Annotated in this window: 15 protein-coding genes; 14 read left to right on the forward strand and 1 reads right to left on the reverse strand. The window is 70.9% G+C overall.

Annotated features, from left to right (window positions below; all coding sequences use genetic code 11):
- Positions 1-24: 24 nt before the first annotated feature.
- The 9 genes from I6A81_RS07265 (at position 25) to I6A81_RS07305 (ending at position 11935) form a co-directional block, all read left to right on the forward strand.
- Positions 25-2553 carry an NADH-quinone oxidoreductase subunit G gene (locus I6A81_RS07265; protein ID WP_203010132.1) on the forward strand — a complete coding sequence of 843 codons (2529 nt, stop codon included), beginning with the start codon at positions 25-27 and terminating at the stop codon, positions 2551-2553.
- Positions 2550-3866: an NADH-quinone oxidoreductase subunit NuoH gene (gene nuoH / locus I6A81_RS07270; protein ID WP_203002744.1), complete on the forward strand. Its 1317-nt coding sequence runs from the start codon at positions 2550-2552 to the stop codon at positions 3864-3866. The genes I6A81_RS07265 and nuoH overlap by 4 nt, the downstream gene beginning before the upstream one ends.
- A 3-nt stretch (positions 3867-3869) precedes the next feature.
- Positions 3870-4427 carry an NADH-quinone oxidoreductase subunit NuoI gene (gene nuoI, locus I6A81_RS07275; RefSeq protein WP_203002743.1) on the forward strand — a complete coding sequence of 186 codons (558 nt, stop codon included), beginning with the start codon at positions 3870-3872 and terminating at the stop codon, positions 4425-4427.
- A complete protein-coding gene (locus I6A81_RS07280; protein WP_203002742.1) occupies positions 4427-5281 on the forward strand; it encodes an NADH-quinone oxidoreductase subunit J in 855 nt (284 codons plus the stop codon). Before nuoI ends, I6A81_RS07280 begins: the two co-directional genes overlap by 1 nt.
- Complete coding sequence (gene nuoK / locus I6A81_RS07285) at positions 5278-5577, forward strand: NADH-quinone oxidoreductase subunit NuoK (RefSeq protein ID WP_203002741.1); 300 nt, start codon at positions 5278-5280, stop codon at positions 5575-5577. Before I6A81_RS07280 ends, nuoK begins: the two co-directional genes overlap by 4 nt.
- 192 nt (positions 5578-5769) lie before the next feature.
- A complete protein-coding gene (gene nuoL, locus I6A81_RS07290; RefSeq protein WP_203002740.1) occupies positions 5770-7800 on the forward strand; it encodes an NADH-quinone oxidoreductase subunit L in 2031 nt (676 codons plus the stop codon).
- A gap of 1 nt (position 7801) precedes the next feature.
- The gene (locus I6A81_RS07295; RefSeq protein WP_203002739.1) at positions 7802-9355 is read left to right on the forward strand and encodes an NADH-quinone oxidoreductase subunit M; all 1554 of its coding nucleotides are present in this window, start codon (positions 7802-7804) and stop codon (positions 9353-9355) included.
- Positions 9352-10926: an NADH-quinone oxidoreductase subunit NuoN gene (gene nuoN, locus I6A81_RS07300; protein WP_203002738.1), complete on the forward strand. Its 1575-nt coding sequence runs from the start codon at positions 9352-9354 to the stop codon at positions 10924-10926. Before I6A81_RS07295 ends, nuoN begins: the two co-directional genes overlap by 4 nt.
- A gap of 7 nt (positions 10927-10933) precedes the next feature.
- Positions 10934-11935 carry a polyprenyl synthetase family protein gene (locus I6A81_RS07305; protein WP_203002737.1) on the forward strand — a complete coding sequence of 334 codons (1002 nt, stop codon included), beginning with the start codon at positions 10934-10936 and terminating at the stop codon, positions 11933-11935.
- A 67-nt stretch (positions 11936-12002) separates the two neighbouring features.
- Here I6A81_RS07305 and I6A81_RS07310 read toward each other — a convergent pair whose 3' ends face one another.
- The gene (locus I6A81_RS07310) at positions 12003-12989 is read right to left on the reverse strand and encodes a hypothetical protein (protein WP_203002736.1); all 987 of its coding nucleotides are present in this window, start codon (positions 12987-12989) and stop codon (positions 12003-12005) included.
- Between the two features lie 332 nt (positions 12990-13321).
- On the opposite strand from I6A81_RS07310, the gene I6A81_RS07315 reads away from it, so the two are divergent.
- The 5 genes from I6A81_RS07315 (at position 13322) to I6A81_RS07335 (ending at position 19607) form a co-directional block, all read left to right on the forward strand.
- A complete protein-coding gene (locus tag I6A81_RS07315; protein WP_203002735.1) occupies positions 13322-15202 on the forward strand; it encodes a protein kinase domain-containing protein in 1881 nt (626 codons plus the stop codon).
- Position 15203: 1 nt separating this feature from the next.
- Positions 15204-16157, forward strand: a complete 954-nt coding sequence (locus tag I6A81_RS07320) for a hypothetical protein (RefSeq protein ID WP_203002734.1) — start codon at positions 15204-15206, stop codon at positions 16155-16157.
- Between the two features lie 296 nt (positions 16158-16453).
- Positions 16454-16897, forward strand: a complete 444-nt coding sequence (locus I6A81_RS07325) for a hypothetical protein (protein ID WP_203002733.1) — start codon at positions 16454-16456, stop codon at positions 16895-16897.
- Between the two features lie 461 nt (positions 16898-17358).
- Positions 17359-18489 (forward strand): SecDF P1 head subdomain-containing protein, encoded by a 1131-nt coding sequence (locus I6A81_RS07330; RefSeq protein WP_203010133.1) that lies wholly within the window; start codon positions 17359-17361, stop codon positions 18487-18489.
- 65 nt (positions 18490-18554) lie between these two features.
- Positions 18555-19607 (forward strand): WD40 repeat domain-containing protein, encoded by a 1053-nt coding sequence (locus tag I6A81_RS07335; protein ID WP_203002731.1) that lies wholly within the window; start codon positions 18555-18557, stop codon positions 19605-19607.
- Positions 19608-19857 lie beyond the last annotated feature (250 nt).

The raw sequence follows: 19857 nt of genomic DNA on the forward strand, positions 1-19857 counted from the left end.
GATCATGAGAGCGCACGGAGCATCATGACTGTCGCTACTGACGCCGCGGCCGGGCCGGGCGGGCCGCCCGCCCCGCCGCCCGACCACGTCACGCTGACCATCGACGGCCTGCCGGTCAGCGTGCCCAAGGGCACGCTGATCATCCGGGCCGCCGAGCAGCTCGGCATCGAGATCCCGCGGTTCTGCGACCACCCGCTGCTCGACCCGGTGGGTGCCTGCCGGCAGTGCATCGTCGAGGTGGAGGGCCAGCGCAAGCCGGTCGCCTCCTGCACGACGACGGTCACCGCCGACATGGTGGTGAAGACGCAGCTCACGTCGCCGGTGGCCGAGAAGGCCCAGGCCGGGACGATGGAGTTCCTGCTCCTCAACCACCCGCTGGACTGCCCGGTCTGCGACAAGGGCGGCGAGTGCCCGCTGCAGAACCAGGCGATGGCCAACGGCGGCAGCGAGTCGCGGTTCAAGGAGGAGAAGCGGACCTTCCCGAAGCCGCTCGCCATCTCCTCGGAGATCCTGCTCGACCGGGAGCGCTGCGTCCTGTGCGCCCGCTGTACCCGGTTCTCGGCGCAGATCGCCGGTGACCCGTTCATCGACCTGTTCGAGCGGGGCAACGACCAGCAGGTCGGCGTGGCGGCCGACGAGCCGTTCTCGTCCTACTTCTCCGGCAACACGGTGCAGATCTGCCCGGTCGGCGCGCTCACCAGCGCCGCCTACCGGTTCCGCGCCCGCCCGTTCGACCTGGTCTCCACGCCGACGGCCTGCGAGCACTGCGCGTCGGGCTGCTCGCTGCGCACCGACCACCGGCGCGGCACCGTGATGCGCCGCCTGGCCGGCGACGACGGCGCGGTGAACGAGGAGTGGAACTGCGACAAGGGCCGGTTCGCTTTCACCTACGCGCGCCAGCCCGACCGGCTGACCACCCCGCTCATCCGCGACGACGCGACCGGTGAGCTGGTCGAGGCGAGCTGGAACGAGGCGCTCGAGTACGCCGCCAGGGGCCTGGCGGAGACCCGCGACCGGTACGGCGTCGGGGTGCTCGCCGGCGGGCGGCTCACCAGGGAGGACGCCTACGCCTACGCGAAGTTCGCCCGGCTGGCCCTGCGCACCAACGACATCGACTTCCGTGCCCGGCCGCACTCGGCCGAGGAGGAGGCGTTCCTCGGGCACGCGGTCGCCGGTACCGGCATCGGCGTCACCTACGCCGACCTGGAGGCCGCCCCGACCGTCCTGCTCGTCGCCTTCGAGCCGGAGGAGGAGTCGCCGATCGTCTTCCTGCGGCTGCGCAAGGCGGTCCGCAAGCTCGGCACCGCCGTGTACGCGGTTGGCCCGGTCGCGACCAGGGCGCTCGGCAAGCTCGCCGGCACGCTGCTGCCGGTCGCGCCGGGCGGCGAGGCCGACCTGCTCGCCGGGCTCGCCGGCGGGCGCCCCGGCCCCGACGGCGAACTGGCCGGCGACGTCGCCGAGGCGCTGCGCAAGCCGGGTTCGGTCATCCTCGTCGGCGAGCGCGCCGCCGAGGCCCCCGGCGCGCTGACCGCCGTGCTGCGGCTCGCGGAGGCGACCGGCGCCGGGCTCGGCTGGGTGCCGCGCCGCGCCGGGGAGCGCGGCGCGCTCGCCGCCGGCGCCTTCCCGTCGCTGCTGCCCGGCGGCCGCCCGGTCGCGGACCCCACGGCCCGCGCCGAGATCGAGGCGGTCTGGGGGGCGGGCCTGCCCGGCGCGCCCGGCAGGAGCACCGCCGAGATCCTCTCCGCCGCGGCGCTGGAGGACGCGGGCCTCGACGGCCTGGTCGTCGCCGGCGTCGACGTCGAGGACCTGCCCGACCCGGCCGCCGCCCTGGCGGCGCTGTCGACGGTGCCGTTCCTGGTGTCCCTGGAGATCCGCCGCTCGGCCATCGCCGAGGTGGCCGACGTGGTGTTCCCGGTCGCGCCGGTCGCCGAGAAGGTGGGCTCGTTCGTCGACTGGGAGGGCCGGCTGCGCCCGTTCCAGCGGGCGCTGGAGACCTCCGCGCTGCCGGACCTGCGCGTGCTGCACCTGCTCGCCGCCCGGCTGGGTGTCGACCTGGGCGTCGGCGACGCCGGCGCCGCGGCCCGCGAGCTCGCCGCGCTCGGCCGGGCCGGCGCCGCGGTCACCCGCGTGCCGGCCCCGGCGGTCGCCGCGACCGGGCCGGTCACCCCGCCCGCCGGGCACGCGCTGCTCGCCAGCTGGCACCAGCTCATCGACGACGGCGCGCTGCAGGCCGGCGAGCCCTACCTCGCCGGCACCGCCCGCCCGGCGCGGGCGCTGCTCTCGGCGGCCACCGCCGCCGAGATCGGCGCGGTCGAGGGCGGCCTGGTGACCGTCAGCACCGACCGCGGGACCGTGACCCTCCCGCTGGAGATCGCCGTCCTGCCCGACCGGGTGGTCTGGGTGCCCACGCACTCGCCCGGCTCGCACGTCCGCCGGGCGCTCGCCGGCGCCACCGGCGGGCTCGTCCGGATCGCGGCCCAGGCACTGGACGCCCCGGTGCCCGCGCCCGCCACGCCGGCCCCGGCCGAGGCCACCACCGGAGGTGCGCGATGACCGGCTCGGCCAGCACCACCGTGCTGCTCGCCGCGGGCAGCGCCGACCCCGACCTGACCAGGTTCGGCTCGGACCCGTTCTGGCTCGTCCTCATCAAGGGTGTCGCGGTGTTCGCGTTCCTGATGGTGATGACGCTGTTCGGCATCGTGTTCGAGCGCAAGGTCGTCGCCCGGATGCAGGTCCGGCTCGGCCCGAACCGGCACGGGCCGAAGGGCTGGCTGCAGAGCCTCTTCGACGGCGTCAAGCTGATGCTGAAGGAGGACATCATCCCGGCGCTGGCCGACCGGCCGGTGTTCCTCCTCGCGCCGCTGGTGTCCGTCATCCCAGCGCTCATCGCGTTCGCCGTCATCCCGTTCGGGCCCGAGGTCTCGATCTTCGGCCACCACACCACGCTGCAGCTCGCCGACCTGCCGGTCGGCGTGCTCTACCTGCTGTCGGCCGCCTCGCTCGGGGTGTACGGGCTGATCCTGTCCGGCTGGTCGAGCGGGTCGACGTACCCGCTGCTCGGCTCGCTGCGCTCGGCCGCCCAGATCATCTCGTACGAGATCGCGATGGGCCTGGCGTTCGTCGCGGTGTTCATGTACTCCGGGACGCTGTCGACCTCGGGCATCGTCGAGTCGCAGGCCGACTGGTGGTACATCGCGCTGTTCCCGTCGTTCGTGATCTACGCGATCTCGATGGTCGGCGAGACGAACCGCACGCCGTTCGACCTGCCAGAGGCCGAGGGCGAGCTGGTCGGTGGCTTCCTCACCGAGTACAGCTCGATCAAGTTCGCCTTCTTCTACCTCGCCGAGTACGTCAACCTGGTCACCGTCTCGGCCATCATGACGACGTTGTTCCTCGGTGGCTGGCAGCCGCCGCCCATCCCGGGGCTGTCCGGGCTGGACCACGGCTGGGTGCCGCTGATCTGGTTCCTGATCAAGCTGCTGGCGGTCATGTTCTTCTTCGTGTGGCTGCGGGGCACCCTGCCGCGGCTGCGCTACGACCAGTTCATGAGCTTCGGCTGGAAGATCCTGATCCCCACCGGCCTGGTCTGGGTGCTGTTCATCGCCGCGCTGCGGACCATGCGGGACAACGACACCGCCGGTCTGCGGCCCTGGCTGATCGGCATCGCCGTCATCCTCGGCCTGTTCGTCGTCGCGGAGTTCGCGCTGGGGGGCCGCCGCTCCACGGACGACGAGGACGACGAGGACGATCCGTACGCCCAGGCGCCGCCGAGCCTCGACCGCATCCCGTGGCCGCCGCCGGCGGAGTCGGGCGCGGCCAACCCGGCGGTCATCCCGGCCGGCCCACGTCAGCGTCAGGAGAGCTGAACCATGGGAGCCTTCGATTTCTTCAAGGGCTTCGGCCTCACCTTCGGCAACATGTTCCGCAAGCCGGTCACCGAGTCGTACCCGGAAGAGAAGAAGCCGACCGCGCCGCGTTTCCACGGCCGGCACCAGCTCAACCGGCACCCGGACGGGCTGGAGAAGTGCATCGGCTGTGAGCTGTGCGCCTGGGCGTGTCCGGCGGACGCGATCTACGTCGAGGGCGCGGACAACACCGAGGAGGAGCGCTTCTCGCCCGGGGAGCGCTACGGCAGCGTCTACCAGATCAACTACCTGCGCTGCATCCTGTGCGGGCTGTGCATCGAGGCGTGCCCGACCAGGGCGCTGACGATGTCGAACGAGTACGAGCTCGCCGACGACAGCCGCGCGGACCTGATCTTCACCAAGGAGCAGCTGCTCGCGCCGCTGAAGGAGGGGATGGTGGCCCCGCCCCACCAGATGTTCCTCGGCGAGACGGAGACGGACTACTACCGCTGGGACCCGAACACCCCGCTGCCCGCCTTCCAGGAGCTGGCGCGCGGCGGCGGGTCCGGTTCGGAGCACTGATGGACCCGCTTCTGCTCGCGGCGACCGCGCCGATCACCAGCACGTCCACCGGCGAGGCGCTGACCTTCTGGATCATCGCCCCGATCGCGGTGATCGGCGCGCTCGGCATGGTGCTGGCGCGCAGCGCCGTGCACGGTGCGCTCATGCTGGTCGCCAACCTTTTCTGTGTGGCCGTCTGCTACCTGCTCCAGGACGCCCCGTTCCTCGGCTTCGTGCAGATCGTGGTCTACACCGGCGCGATCATGGTGCTGTTCCTGTTCGTGCTGATGCTGATCGGCGTCGACTCGACCGAGTCGCTGGTCGAGACGCTGCGCGGGCAGCGGCTCGCGGCGGCGGTGCTCGGCCTCGGGTTCGCCGGCCTGCTGGTCTTCCCGCTCGGGAAGGTCATCAAGGACCAGCCGGCGGCGGGCCTGGAGGCGGTGAACCAGGCCGGCGGCGGCAACATCCACTCCATCGCCCGGCTGCTGTTCACGGACTATGTCTTCGCGTTCGAGGCCGTGTCCGCGCTGCTGGTCATCGCGGCGGTCGGCGCGATGGTCCTCGGCCACCGCGAGCGGACCGGGCCGAAGCCGTCGCAGAAGGAGACCCTGCGCAAGCGGATCGCCGACGGCGGGGTGCTCACCCCGCTGCCCGGCCCCGGTGTGTACGCGCGAGCCGACTCTGCCGACCAGCAGCCGGCGCTGCCCGGCGCGGGCCGCGGCCTCACGGGCGGCGCCCCGGCGCCGCTGGAGCCGGGTGGCGGGTCGCCCGCGGGTGACGGCGCTGGCGAGACCGGTGACGCCGACGGCGACGACCCGCCCGGCGCGACGGACGGATCGGCGCCGGTCGGCGCCGGGAAGGGGAGCGGGCTGTGAACCCGGCGAACTACCTGGTGCTGTCCGGGCTGCTGTTCGCGATCGGCTCGGTCGGGGTGCTGGTCCGGCGCAACGCGATCGTCGTGTTCATGTGCGTCGAGCTGATGCTCAACGCGGTGAACCTGTCGCTGGTCACCTTCTCCCGGATCCACGGCAACCTCGAGGGCCAGGTCATCGCGTTCTTCGTGATGGTGGTGGCGGCCGCCGAGGTCGTCATCGGCCTGGCGATCATCTTGACGATCTTCCGGACCCGTCGCTCCGCGTCGATCGACGACGTGAACCTGCTGAAGTACTGAGACGCCTCACGGGCCGATGGACGCATGGCTGCCTGACGGCCAGAGCGCCGGCCCGCTAGCGAGAACGGACGACACTGCAGTGACGCTGGAAGCGAGCGCGACGCCGCCGCACGCGATGGCGACGCCACTGGACCCGCCGATGGACCCGCCCACCGACGGCGCCGTGGTGTCCTACCTGTTGGCCGGTGCGCGATGAGCGCGGGCCTTCCCACGGTGCTGGCCGCCGCGACCCCGGAGCACGGTGGCCCGGTCCACTACGCCGCCGCCAGCGGTGCGTTCTCGCTGACGTGGCTGCTGATCGTGCTGCCGCTGGCCGGCGCGGCGGTGCTGCTGCTCGGTGGCCGCCGCACCGACCGCTTCGGCCACATCGTGGGCACCCTGGCGGCCGCGGCGAGCTTCGTCGTCGGCCTAGTGGTGTTCTTCGCCCTGGTGGGCAAGAACGGCGATGAGCGGGCCTTCTCGCAGCACCTGTTCGCCTGGGTGCCGGTCAACGACTTCCAGGTGGACGTCGGCCTGCTGGTCGACCAGCTCTCCATCGTCTTCGTGCTGCTGATCACGGGTGTGGGCACGCTGATCCACATCTACTCGATCGGCTACATGGCGCACGACCCGAACCGGCGGAAGTTCTTCGCCTACATGAACCTGTTCCTCGCCTCCATGCTGCTGCTGGTGCTGGGGAACAACTTCCTGGTTCTTTACGCCGGGTGGGAGCTCGTCGGCCTCTCGTCCTTCCTGCTCATCAAGTTCTGGGAGTACAAGCCGGCGGCGGCCACGGCCGCGAACAAGGCGTTCTACATGAACCGGGTCGGCGACGTCGGCCTGGCACTGGCGATCATGTTCATGTTCGCCACCCTGGGTTCCACCAACTACGACGACGTGTTCACGGCGGCCGCCGGCGGCGTCCTCGGCTACGGGATCCTCACCGCGATCGCGCTGCTCCTGCTGCTCGGCGCCTGTGGCAAGTCCGGCCAGTTCCCGCTGCAGGCCTGGCTCCCGGACGCGATGGAGGGCCCGACCCCGATCTCGGCGCTGATCCACGCGGCGACGATGGTCACCGCCGGCGTCTACCTGATCGCCCGGGCGGCCCCGATCTTCAACGAGACGCAGGCCGCCCGCACGGTGGTCCTCATCATCGGCGCGGTCACGCTGGTGATCGGGTGCGTCATCGGCTGCGCGTACGACGACATCAAGAAGGTGCTCGCCTACTCGACGGTCAGCCAGATCGGCTACATGTTCCTCGCCGTCGGGCTCGGGCCGGCGGGCTACGCCCTCGGTATCGCCCATCTGCTCGCGCACGGCTTCTTCAAGGCTGGCCTGTTCCTCGGCTCCGGCTCGGTCATCCACGCGATGAAGGACGAGCAGGACATGCGCAAGTACGGCGGCCTCTGGAAGTACATGAAGGTCACCTGGGTGACCTTCGGGCTCGGCTACCTGGCCATCATCGGCCTCCCGCCGTTCTCCGGGTTCTTCACCAAGGACAAGATCATCGAGACGGCGTTCGCCAAGGGCGGGACGTCCGGCACCATCTACGGCCTCGTGGCGCTGCTCGGCGCCGGGATCACCGCGTTCTACATGACCCGGCTGTTCCTGATGACCTTCCACGGCAAGCCGCGCTGGGAGTCGACCTCCCGGATCGGCTCCGCCGATCCGGCAGGGACCCCGGAGGGCGAGAACGCCCAGCACCCGCACGAGTCGCCGGCCACGATGACGCTCCCGATGATCGTGCTCGCGGTCGGCTCGGTCGCCGCCGGCGCGCTGTTCATCGTCGGCGGCACCCTGTCGGACTTCCTCGCCCCGGTGCTCGGCCACCACGCCGGCGAGCACCACGGGCTCGACCCGTGGGTCGTCACCCTGCTCACGCTGGTGGTCAGCGTCGGCGGCCTCGCCGGCGCGTTCCTGCGCTACCAGGTGCGCCCCGTGGCGGCGGTCGCCCCGACGGACGCGGAGGTCAGCCCGCTGACCGTCGCCGCCCGGCACGACCTGTACGCGAACACCTTCAACGAGGCCGCGTTCATGATCCCGGGCAACTACCTGACCCGGTTCCTCGTCTGGTTCGACAAGATCATCGTCGACGGCCTGGTGGGCGGGACCGCGGCGGCCATCGGCGGCCTGTCCGGCCGGCTGCGCCGCACCCAGACCGGCTACGTCCGGACCTACGCACTGTCGATGTTGGGAGGCACGATCCTCGTGATCGGGGCCCTGCTGCTGGTGAGGGTGGGCTGACGTGAACACCGCTCCCTGGCTGACGATCCTGCTGATCGTGCCCATCGCGGGCGCGATCGTGGTGGCGCTGCTGCCCAAGCGGGCGGGCCTGCTCGCCAAGCAGGCGACGCTGGCCATCACGATCGCCGAGCTCGTGATCGCGGTGCTCGCCACGATCGCCTACGAGCCGGAGACACCCGGCTTCCAGTTCGCCCAGAGCTACGACTGGATCAAGCAGTTCGGCGTCTCGTACTCGGTCGGCGCGGACGGCATCTCGATCGTGCTGATCCTGCTGGCCACGCTGCTGGTGCCGGTCGTCGTGCTGGCCTCCTGGCACGAGTCCGAGCAGGGCAAGCGCAGCGTCCCCGCGTTCTTCGCGCTGCTGCTCGCGCTGGAAGCCGGCATGGTCGGCGTGTTCGCCGCCACCGACGTCTTCCTGTTCTACGTGTTCTTCGAGGCGATGCTCATCCCGATGTACTTCCTGATCGGGAGCTACGGGTCGCCGAACGAGCAGAAGCAGCGGTCGTACGCCGCGGTCAAGTTCCTGCTCTACAGCCTGTTCGGCGGGCTGCTGATGCTCGCCGCGGTCATCGGCCTCTACGTCGTCTCGGCGAACGCGCTGGGCACCGGCACGTTCGACTTCGCGGCGCTGCGGCAGATGGACATCGACGAGGACACCCAGAAGTGGCTGTTCCTCGGCTTCTTCCTCGCCTTCGCCATCAAGGCGCCGCTGTTCCCGTTCCACACCTGGCTGCCGGACGCCGGTGCCCAGGCGCCGACCGGCGGCGCGGTGCTGCTCGTCGGCGTGCTCGACAAGGTCGGCACCTTCGGCCTGATCCGCTACTGCATCCCGCTGTTCCCGGACGCGGCGGACTACTTCGCCCCACTGGTGCTCGCGCTCGCGGTCATCGGCATCTTCTACGGCGCGCTGCTCGCGATCGGGCAGCGTGACATGAAGCGGCTGGTCTCCTACACCTCGCTCGCGCACTTCGGGTTCATCGCCCTGGGCTGCTTCGCCTTCACCTCACAGGCCGGCACCGGCGCGGTGCTCTACATGGTCAACCACGGCCTGTCGACCGGCCTGCTGTTCCTGGTGGTCGGTTTCCTGGTCGCCCGCCGGGGCAGCCGGGACGTCGACGCCTACGGCGGCATGGCGAAGGTCACCCCGGTGCTGGCCGGGGTGTTCCTGATCGCCGGGCTCTCCTCGCTCGCGCTGCCCGGTCTGAACAGCTTCGTCTCCGAGTTCCTCGTCCTGGTCGGCACGTTCACCGAGTACCGGGCGCTCGCGATCGTCGCTACCTGCGGCATCGTGCTGGCGGCCATCTACGTGCTGCAGCTGTACAAGCGGACGATGACGGGCCCGATCGTCCACGAGGAGAACAAGCTGGTCGTCGACCTGTCCGTCCGCGAGAAGCTCGTGGTCGCGCCGGTCGTCGCACTGATCATCGCGCTCGGGATCTACCCGAAGCCGTTGATCGACATCATCCGCCCGTCGGTCACGGCCACGTTCAGCGACGTTGGCCACCACGACCCGGCGCCGACCGCCGAGGTCGCCCACAACGGAGGCCACTCGTGAGCGCCGCTCCCGTCGTCCTCGCCGCGACCCTCCCACCGCCGCAGACCCCGCCGGTCGAGTACTCCTCGATCAGCCCGATCCTCATCGTGCTCGGGCTCGCGTTCGTCGGCATCCTGGTCGAGGCGTTCGCGGCATCGTCCGCCCGCCGGGCGATCCAGCCCGTGCTGGCCGTCCTCGGCTTCGTCGCGGCATTCGTCGCCGTCGTGCTGCTGCATTCCCGCCGGGCCACGCTGGTCTCGGGGGCGCTCGCGATCGACGGCCCGACCCTGTTCATGCAGGGCACGATCCTGCTGTTCGCGGTGCTCGCGGTGATGCTGGTCGCCGAACGCCGGCTCGACTCCTCCGGCGGCGCGATCGTCGCGGCCGCGGCCATCACCCCTGGTGAGCCCGGATCGACCGCGATGCAGACCTCGAAGGCGATGCAGACCGAGGTCTACCCGCTGATGGCCTTCTCGGTCGCCGGGATGCTGCTGTTCGTCGGGTCGAACGATCTGCTCGTGATGTTCATCGCGCTCGAGATCCTCTCGCTGCCGCTCTACCTGCTGTGCGGCCTGGCCCGGCGCCGGCGCCTGCTCTCGCAGGAGGCGGCGCTGAAGTACTTCCTGCTCGGCGCCTTCTCCTCGGCGTTCTTCCTGTACGGCGTGGCCATGATCTACGGCTTCGCCGGCACCGTCCGCCTCGGCGAGATCGCGGACGCGACGGGCACCGTCGGCGAGAACGACCTTTACCTCTACCTCGGCGTCGCCCTGCTCGCCGTCGGGTTCTTCTTCAAGATCGGCGCCGCGCCGTTCCACTCCTGGACCCCCGACGTCTACCAGGGTGCCCCGACCCCGATCACGGCGTTCATGGCGGCCGGCACCAAGGTCGCCGCGTTCGGCGCGTTGCTGCGGGTCTTCTACGTCGCCTTGGGCGGCCTGCGCTGGGACTGGCGGCCGGTCATCTGGGGCGTGGCGATCCTCACGATGATCGTCGGCGCGGTGCTCGCGCTCACCCAGCGCGACATCAAGCGGATGCTCGCCTACTCCGCGATCGCGCACGCGGGCTTCCTGCTCGTCGGGCTCGCCGGCACCAACGCCGACGGCCTGTCGGGCTCGATGTTCTACCTGGTCACGTACGGCTTCACCACGATCGCGGCGTTCGCCGTCGTCTCGCTGGTGCGTACCGGCGACGGGGAGGCCAGCGACCTGTCCCAGTGGCAGGGCCTCGGCCGGACCTCGCCGATGCTGGCCGGCATCTTCGCGTTCCTGCTGCTCGCGCTCGCCGGGATCCCGCTCACCAGCGGCTTCACCGGCAAGTTCGCGGTGTTCCAGGCGGCGATCTCCGGGGACGCCACCCCGCTCGTGGTCGTCGCGCTGGTGTGCAGCGCCGTCGCCGCGTTCTTCTACGTCCGGGTGATCGTGCTGATGTTCTTCTCCGACCCGCCGGCCGACGGCCCGGTCGTGGTCACCCAGCCGAGCCTGACCTACGCGACCGCGGGAGTCGGCGCGATTGTGACATTGCTCCTGGGCGTCGTGCCACAGCCCTTGTTGGACCTCGCTAGTCACGCGGCGGCCTCAGGCTTCGTACGCTGATGGCGGTATGAGCAGAACCGGGCTGGACACCATGGGGATCAGGGCCGACCCTGATCTCGAATCCGCTGTGCGCGCGGGCCTCGACGACGTCGAGAAGCTGCTGCGCGACGCGGTCCGCAGCGAGTTCGCGTTCGTGACGGAGGCGTCGCGACATCTCACCGACGCGGGCGGGAAACGCTTCCGCCCCATGGTGGTGCTGCTCGCGGCGCAGTTCGCCGACCCGGCGGCGCCGGAGGTGATCAAAGCGGCGACCGCCATCGAGCTGACCCACCTGTCGACGCTGTACCACGACGACGTGATGGACGAGGCCCCGCTGCGACGCGGGGCCGCGTCCGCCAACGCCCGGTGGACGAACACGGTGGCGATCCTCGTCGGCGACTACCTGTTCGCGCGGGCCTCGGAGATCACCGCCGACCTCGGCCCCGAGGCGACCAGGATCCTCGCGCAGACGATCGCGACGCTGTGCGAGGGCCAGATCCGCGAGACCGTGGGCCCGATGCCGGACGACGACCCGATCGAGCACTACCTGCGGGTGATCAGCGGCAAGACCGCGTCACTGATCGCCGCCTCCGGCCGGCTCGGCGCGATGATGGCCGGCGCGGACCCGGTGACGGCGGACATCCTCGCCACCTTCGGCGAACGTTTCGGGGTCGCCTTCCAGCTTTCGGACGACATCATCGACGTCGCCTCGGACAGTGTCGCCTCCGGCAAGACCCCCGGCACCGACCTGCGGGCGGGGGTGAGCACGCTGCCCGTGCTCTACACGTTGCGGGCCCGCGACGCGGCCGCGGAGCGGCTGCGCGAGCTGATGGCGGCCGGCTTCTCGACGGACGCGGCCGTCGACGAGGCGCTGGAGCTGCTGCGCGGCCATCCGGGAATGGGTGAGGCCCGCGCCGAGTTGCGCGCCTGGGTGTCCGGCGCCCGCGAGTGCCTCGCCCCGCTCCCGGACGGCCCCGCGAAGACCGCGCTGGAAAGCCTCGCCGACTTCATCGTCGTCCGCACCGGCTGACCCGGTTCTGGTGGGCCTGGCCGGGCCAGGAGCGGACCTTACGGAACACCGGCCCGCGCCTCGCCGGTCAGGGTGGTTCGCTGGACGGCTCCCACTGAAGGCCGTAGCTCAGGCCCTGGCGGAGGTTGAAGAACTCCACGCGGACCTCACCGATCGAGTCGATGGCCACCCGCTCCGGTCCGGGGGTGAACTCGTCGACGACGCGTGGGTGAACGCCGCTGAGCCGCCAGATCTTGGCGGGTAGTCGGTCGGTGCCAAACCTGACGCGGGTCTGGACGTGGTCGTAGCGGCGCAGCGGCACCACGGCGTAGTACGGCGGCAGCTGCGCGCGGGGGTACGCGACGTACTCGATGCTGAACTCGTGCTGCTCCCCGAGGTTCAGCGGCCGGGGCAGGCGGACGACGAACCGGGCGTGCCCGCGCGACGGCCGCCGGGTCTCGACGATCTCACCGCCGTAGAGCATGGTCGCCATCAGGCCGCTCGGCGACGGCGCCGGCGGGCCGGGCCGACGGGGGATGCTCAGCGAGCTGACCACCTCGTCAAGGTCGTCGGCCGTCGCCACCACCAGCCGCTCCTCGATCAGCCGAGGCGGGTCGACGTCGAACCGCAACGTCGCGCGCATCGACGCGACGAACCACCCGTCCGCGGCGAACGGGGTCGGTGTGGCCGCCGGGGCGGCGTCCCGCGGGTCGACGACGGACTCGGCGAGGATGCGCAGTCCCTCGTCGATCCGGCGGCGCGCGGTGCGGGGGTCCCGGTCGAACTGGCTGGCCAGCCACTCCAGCCGCTCGTGCAGAAACTTGTGGTCGGCGGTCTCATGCAAGGCGAGCGCGACCTGCACGGCAAGCCGCAGATCGCTGGGCAGCCGGCGACATTGCTCGGTGAGCGCGAGCACCAGCTTTCGTCGGATCGCGGCGGGGGGATCCGAGGCGTCGATACCGCAGAAAATGCGAAGTCGTGGCCCGACGCGCCGATGTACATCGTCGGCCAGCAGCCCGCGCCCCCGCCGCAGTTCCCGTAACTCGGCGACGGCCTCCGACACGTCGCTGTCCATCGCGGGCCGCCACCGTCCTTCGTTCCTGTCTCCCGGCCGGTCTGATCAGGGGGAGATCGTGCCAGAACGAGGGCGCGGGGGCCAGGGACAGCCTGTCCGTCGGGTGACAGAAACGGGACAACTCTCCCCAGGGTATTCCGCGTGGTCCGTGCCCAAACCAGGATGGCTGGGACGGACAGGTGGGGGACGGCGGCGGTGGCGGCGAGGAGCACGGGCGATGCCCAAGGCCCGGTGGGAATGGGGTTGTCGAACCCGCCCCGCGGTACCACCCGATCCGTCCGATTCGGGCGTAGGATTCGGCGCCAGCGACGGGTTGGCACGGGGGAAAGCCGATGAGCGACGGTCTTTGGGTAGGTCCCGCGAATGAGTCGGACCGCTACCAGCTGGTGGAATCACTGGGCGGCGGCGGAGAAGGCGAAGTGTGGCGGGCGGTCCGTCCCCTGTCTGAGGCGGGCCGGAGCCGCAGCACGGTGGCGGTCAAGGATTTCGGCCCGGTGCGCGCGTCAGTGGCCCTTTCGGGCGCGGACGGCCCCGGGACCGCCGACCAGGGTCTCGAGGTTTCCTGGTCGCGGCATGTTTCCTTGTTACAGGCGCTGCAGCATACGCATATCGTCCGGGTATTAGATGGTTTTGTCGCCCCGGCGCCCCACTGGTACGGCGAGACGCCCCCGACCGGCACCCCGCGCCGGTACCTGGTCATGAGCCACATCGATGCGCGGTCGCTGTCGCAGTGGTGCAACGACAACCCGGCAGCGGGCCTCAAGGAGCGGTTCCGGCTTGCCCGGCAGGTCGCCTCAGCCCTCGACTATCTGCACAGCGGCAGCGACACGAACGGCGTGCCGGTGGCTCACGGGGACATCAAGCCGGCCAACGTCCTGGTCAAGGACGATGGCACCGTCGTGCTCGTCGACTTCGGCCTCGCCAACCTCGCCGATGGCACCGGCCGACTCGGCATGGGGACCTACGGCTACATGGCCCCTGAACTGCTGGCGGCCGGACCGGACGCCCGGCCGAGTCCCGACAGCGACAGGTTCGCGTTCGCCGCGATGATCGTCTACCTGCTGACAGGCCAGGCACCGGCGCAGATCGCGGACGGCGCCGGCAGGCCGGTCGACGTAGACCGGGAGGCTACCCGTCAGGCGCTCGCCCGCAGCCCGCTGCTGGTGCACCTGCCCTTCCTCGCCGACCTGGTGCTCGCGGGCCTGGCCGCGGACCCCGGCCAGCGCCCGCGGTCGCTCAGCCGATGGCTTTCCGACGTCGGCTCGACGACGGAGACGTCCGGCACGGTCGGGCCCCCGGGACCGTCCCACATCCCCGCGCCCGCTCCCGCCGCCCGGCCCACCATGCCAGCCACGGGTCCGATGCCCGATCCCGCGGCGCCGGACGGCCGGCCGGCGCGCCGCGGTCTCGTCGTCGTGGCCGTTGTCGCCGTGCTCGTGGTCCTCGGCGGGGCCGGCGCCTGGGCACTGTTCGGTCCTGAACCCGGCGGCGGAGGCGACGCCACGCTCAACCCGTCCCTCCCCACCGCCGGGGTAACCGGTACGGCCGGGTCGCCAGGGCGGACCCCCACCAGCCCCGCGACGCCGAGCCCGACCACGCTGGACCGGATGCCCCAGCTCATCGACGTCGATGTGGACGTGGCGCAGCAGAACCTCGTGGCCGCCGGCTTCGAGGTCACCGTCGAGACGGACCTGGTGGTAGACGCCGCGGGCGACAACCGCGTCGTCGCCCAGGCCCCTCCGGTCGGTGCCCGGCTCACCCCCGGTCAGGAGATCATCCTTACCGTCGAGAGACGGCCCGTCCAGGTCTTCCTCGCCGATCTGGATGCGGCTGCCGGGGCGTCCGTGCCACGGCAGGCGGAGCTCAACGGCCAGTCCCACCCGAAGTCGCTGATCTTCGACTACAACTGCAACGACGACCCGTGGTTCGTCGAGTTCAACCTGAGCCGCGACTATCAGAGGCTCACCCTGACGGCCGGGATCGACGACAAGAGCGAGACCGCCCAGCTGTACACCGAGTTCAAGGTGTTCCTGGACGGCCGGCCGCTCGACGTGCGTTCCCTGCGGCTGGGGGAGACCGCGCGCCTGGACCTCGACGTCACCGGCGGGCTGCGCCTTCGGCTGGAGGTGCTGCGCCAGGCAACCGACGGCTGCGCGCAGAGCAGGGCGGTGTGGGGTGATCCCGTTCTCACCGGCGCCCCAGCCGGGTCGTGAGATGTCCGCGTCGCCGACCGTACTGCCGCTGCTGGTCCTGTACCGGCGCGCCACCGGGCTGGACACGGAGTCCGACCCCCGGGCCAACATCGTCCGGATCGACGACCGCTGGCTGGTACCACCGGAGCGGTCCCTCGGCTTCGGGCGCGCCGTGGCCGGCGTCGACATCCCGGTCCGGCTGACGTTTGAGGACGGTGAGTCCGACCCGTCCCTCCCACGGCTCGCCGGGCGGGTCACCGTTCTGGGCGGCCGGTGGGCACTGACGAACTGCGCCACCAGGAACACGAAGCTTTTCCTGACCGCGCCGGGGCTGTACCGCGAGATCACCAGGGAGAGTCCGCCCGAGGTACTCGTCCGGGACTGGCAGCTGGTGACGCTGCGCTCCCGCGGCGGGAACGTCGAGCACCGCTTCCACCTGGTCATCCGGTGGCGCCGACCCGCGGCTGGCGGCGATGGAGCGCCCTCGGTGCACTGGGGCACGGGCGACTGGGAGGCCGGCGCGCCGTCGACCAGCACGGCCGACCCGCCGGCCTGGACCGACGGGGACCGGCGGACGCTGGCCGCCTACTGCTACCCCGAGCTGAACGGGCTCCTGCCCCGGCCGCGCGAGCGGCGGGCCCAGACCCTGCTGATCCTGGGGCGGCCGGCGAACCAGCCCAACCTGAAGTGGCTGGACAAGCAGCTCAAACGGCTGAAGAAGGACGCGGGCGAGCGGCTGGGCGCTGACCTCGCGGGCGAGGCGGGAACTCCACCGTTCATCGAGTACGTGGTCGCCCACCACCCGCTCCTCGCCGACTCCCTACGGGAATTGGACGCGCCAGTCACCGCCCGGCTGCCGCCGCCAGCGCGCGGCGCCGCACCGAGGCGCGCCGGGGACAGCGGTGAGACTCAGGAAACGGTGAAATTACCCCGGCCCGGCCCGCTGCTCCAGCCTCGGCTGAAACCGGGGGGCTGACCCCCCAGCGTGCCCCGTGCGCTTCCCCGACCCGCTGGGACGGTGCTTTCGTGAAATGCATGGAAACCGAGTAGACGTGTACGGGAGGAAAGTCCCGGATTCCGGAGCAGGCGCCCCGGCTCCGCGCCACCGCGCCGAAAACTGTCGCCCGTACCGAAAGCCGAGGACCAGGTCGGAATGGCTGCCGTACAGGGGGCGGCAGCCATTCCGGCCGCCGACGAACCGAACAGACGTGACTAGCGCGCAATCATTGACCTCACCGTCATCGGAAACCGGAGCTGGAAATGAGGGTTGCAGTGAGATACCTGCGAATTTCGCGGGCAGTCGCCGTCGCCGGCCTGGCGGGGATGTTGGCGACGACCGCTGCGGGCTGCGGTGGCTCCGACGAGTCGTTGGTGTTCCAGCCGCCGGTGGGAGTGTCGTCGCCCCAGGCATCGAGCGCGCCGGCCGGCCGAGACGCGTCGGCCAGCGACTTCGCCGGGAGCTGGGCCGGCAGGGGGTGCGCCGAGGACGTTTCAATAACCTTCGAGGAGGGCGGACTTCTCCCCGGCGAGGAGGAGTGGGACGGGACTATCTACTGGGACGGCAGCCCTGGGTTCTATGCCGTCCTCGACGGGCGGCGGATCAGGTTCCAGGTGATCCGGAACGAGCGGGTCTTCGGCTACCGGTTCGTGGCGAGTGACGCATTCACGCTCGACCCCCTGGACGGCGACGTGCCCTGTGAGTTCGTCCGCCGCTGAGGCGTGGACCCGGAGCGGTTCGCCGTCGTGGCCGTGGACGTATCGCATCCTTGCTGGTCGCGCCGCGTCGGCGGATGTGTTGACGATGGAATTCTCCCGACGGGGAAGGTCCTGTACCCCGGCGCTGTGAGTTGATTACTTGAATCCGAATGGTCGGCACGGGGGAGCTCATGGCGCGTTTCTGTACGTCCTGCGGCGCACCGGCAGCGGAGCGGCACCGTTTCTGCGGCGAATGCGGCGCCGCCCTGGCGCCGGCCAACACGAGTCCGGTCAGCGCCGGCGGCACAGCAACGGTCGCCGTTCCGGCCGGGCTGGGTATCGCCGGGCCGACCGACCAGCCACCAATGCCCGGCACCCCGGCGCCTCCGGCCGCCGGCGATGCCGTGGCACTGCCGGCAGGGCCGCGGATACAGGGCGATGCCCCTGCTGGGGCTCCCCTGCCGGGAGCAGCCGTCACGCGGGTGTCGTCGGTCGCCGCGGCGAGTCCACTGACGGAGGCCACGCCAGCCGGCGCCGCTGTGTCGGCGGTGGCGGGCCGCTCGCCGGCGGCCCGCGTGCTCGCCGACAGGCGCCGTGCCAGGCGCCGGCTGGCCTGGCTGCTCCCGGCCGCGGTCGTCATCGTCGCGTTGGCAGTGACGATTCCTCTCCTCCTCGTCAACCGGGTTCTCGTTGGGAACCGGGGCGCGGCCGACATGCGCTATGTGGTCCTCACACCTCAGCGAGAGCTGACGGCTCAGGGGCTCGGGGGGACGATCGATCTGCTCGAGGACCGGGCTGCTGGGCTGGGCATCGACGATGTCGAGGTCCGGGCCGCGGCGGACGGTAAGAGCCTTCTGCTCGGCCTGCCTGCCGCCGACGTCGGACTCATCGCCACGCTGACAGCGCCCGGTCGGCTTGAGTTCCGGGAGGTGTACACATCGGGCCTGGCGGAGCCGGGGCCGCAGCCGACAGCGGCGCCCGCGGTGCCATCGCCGGCAGCGGTGCCGATACCGACGCCCATCGCCACCCTGGCGCCGACCGCCACACCTACGCGGGCCGCGATGGCTTGGCCGACGCCCACGCCGACTGCCAGCACCAGCCTGTCGGCCGACGCGACGCCGCCCGCCGACGTGATGTACGCGTTCGGCGCCCTGAGCTGCGACGCCGCGCCGAACGTCGGCCCGGCCGAGGCCCAGGACTGGACGGTCGCCTGCGACAAGGACGGCGCGGTCACGTATCTGCTCAAGCCGGCGGCGGTGGTCGGGGCCGACGTGAAGTCCGCGTCGGCCGGCCAGCCGCAGACCAGCGCGGGTGGCGCCAACATCAACACCGGTCAGTGGGTTGTCAACGTCGAGTTCACCGGGTCCGGCCAGAAGAAGTTCACCCAGCTGACCGAGGACACCATCGGTAAGCAGACGGCGATCGTCTTGGACGGCGTCGTCCAGTCGGCGCCGACGACGAACGACCGCATCCCCGGCAGTGCCCAGATCAGCGGGAGCTTCACCGAGTCCGAGGCCCGCGATCTGGCCGCTGTCCTGAACGCGGGAGCCCTGGCCGTCGACCTGGTGGCCGGCCCGCCGGCCACCACCGCGCCCTCCGGGTTCGGAACCTGAAGACAGAAATTACCAGGAATCGGAGGGCGCGGTGACAGTCGTTGTTACTCAGGTCTGGATCCTTGATGATTGTTAACGAAGAAGAGGTGCTTCCTCGTCGGCGCCTGCCGCGTGCCGTCCTGCAACTTCTGGCGACGATCGTCGCCATAGTCGTTCTGCTCGTCGTCCTGGTCGTGCGCCTTCGAGGAGGGGGCTCCACGGTCGGCCCGGTGTGGTCGGTGGCGGTCTCGTCCGACGGTGGTCTCGTCGCGAGCACCAGCTACTACGAGAATGCGGTGCGGCTTTGGGCCGCCAGCGACCCACGAGACATCCGTCAACTCGGCTCGCCTCTGGAGATCCCTGATGTGTCGTCGGTTGCGTTCGCGCCGGGCCGCCAGGTTCTCGCCGCAGGCGGCTCTGACGGCGCGACGGGAACGGGTGCGGTGACGCTATGGGATGTCACGGCCCCGGCGGCTCCGCGGTTGCTCGGCTCCGCTCTCACCGGTAGCTCGGGTGGCATCGAGTGGGTTGCGTTTGCGCCAGATGGCCGCATGCTTGCCAGCGGCGACAGGGCCGGGGGCGCGAGACTGTGGGACCTGGCGGACCCAGCCGCCCCTCGGCAGCTCGGCTCTCCCCTGGCGAGCGATGCCAACGGAACCGCGATGGTGGCGTTTGCGCCAGATGGGCGCCTTCTCGCGGTTCGGGACCGCGACGGGGTGCGGCTGTGGGATGTCACAGACCCGGCCGACGCCCGGCCGTTGGGCTCCTCCGTGCCCGGTGGCGTGATGGCATTCGCGCCCGTGGGTCATGTTCTGGCCACGGTTGGCGGCGAGAACGTCGTGCAGCTCTGGGATGTCGCGGCTCCGGAAGCTCCTCGCCTGCTTGGCTCACTCCCCGCCGGCCAGCACGGCGTGATCTACTCCCTTGCCTTCACCCACAATGGTCATACTCTCGCGGGTGCGAGCCAAGACGGGATGGTGGAGCTGTGGAATGTCACCGACCCGGTGTTCGGCCGGCGGCTCGGCGACACGGCCCCCGGTCACAAGGGATTCGTGGCCTCGGTGGCGTACACACCAGACGGCCGCACCCTCGTCAGTGGTGGCGAAGACGGCAAGGTGCGTCTCACGACCGTCGGCTGACCGGGCTCGGGCCGAGGAATCGCAAGACGAACGCCCTTGGGGTACCTGGGGCTAGCTCCGTGCGCTTTTGATTCGCCCACCAGGCAGCTATCCGGCCGCCCGCGGCAGAAGCCCAGGGAATATCCCCCGGGGCTTGACAACCGGAATACCTGGCCGGGCACTGGCCCCGACCCGCCCGTGATCATAAAGAGCGAAATTACTGGCCGGGGTCGCGCCGATCGCGGTCGGGTGACATTCCAGAGAAAGTAAG

The organism is Frankia nepalensis, from assembly GCF_016786325.1.
Lineage (GTDB): Bacteria > Actinomycetota > Actinomycetes > Frankiales > Frankiaceae > Pseudofrankia > Pseudofrankia nepalensis.

What these genes read in the sequence shown, in the direction of transcription:
- I6A81_RS07265 (WP_203010132.1), top strand. Translation starts at nt 25, where the DNA reads ATGACTGTCGCTACTGACGCCGCGGCCGGGCCGGGCGGGCCGCCCGCC.
- nuoH (WP_203002744.1), top strand. Translation starts at nt 2,550, where the DNA reads ATGACCGGCTCGGCCAGCACCACCGTGCTGCTCGCCGCGGGCAGCGCC.
- nuoI (WP_203002743.1), top strand. Translation starts at nt 3,870, where the DNA reads ATGGGAGCCTTCGATTTCTTCAAGGGCTTCGGCCTCACCTTCGGCAAC.
- I6A81_RS07280 (WP_203002742.1), top strand. Translation starts at nt 4,427, where the DNA reads ATGGACCCGCTTCTGCTCGCGGCGACCGCGCCGATCACCAGCACGTCC.
- nuoL (WP_203002740.1), top strand. Translation starts at nt 5,770, where the DNA reads ATGAGCGCGGGCCTTCCCACGGTGCTGGCCGCCGCGACCCCGGAGCAC.
- I6A81_RS07305 (WP_203002737.1), top strand. Translation starts at nt 10,934, where the DNA reads ATGAGCAGAACCGGGCTGGACACCATGGGGATCAGGGCCGACCCTGAT.
- I6A81_RS07310 (WP_203002736.1), bottom strand. Translation starts at nt 12,989, where the DNA reads ATGGACAGCGACGTGTCGGAGGCCGTCGCCGAGTTACGGGAACTGCGG.
- I6A81_RS07315 (WP_203002735.1), top strand. Translation starts at nt 13,322, where the DNA reads ATGAGCGACGGTCTTTGGGTAGGTCCCGCGAATGAGTCGGACCGCTAC.
- I6A81_RS07320 (WP_203002734.1), top strand. Translation starts at nt 15,204, where the DNA reads ATGTCCGCGTCGCCGACCGTACTGCCGCTGCTGGTCCTGTACCGGCGC.
- I6A81_RS07335 (WP_203002731.1), top strand. Translation starts at nt 18,555, where the DNA reads ATGATTGTTAACGAAGAAGAGGTGCTTCCTCGTCGGCGCCTGCCGCGT.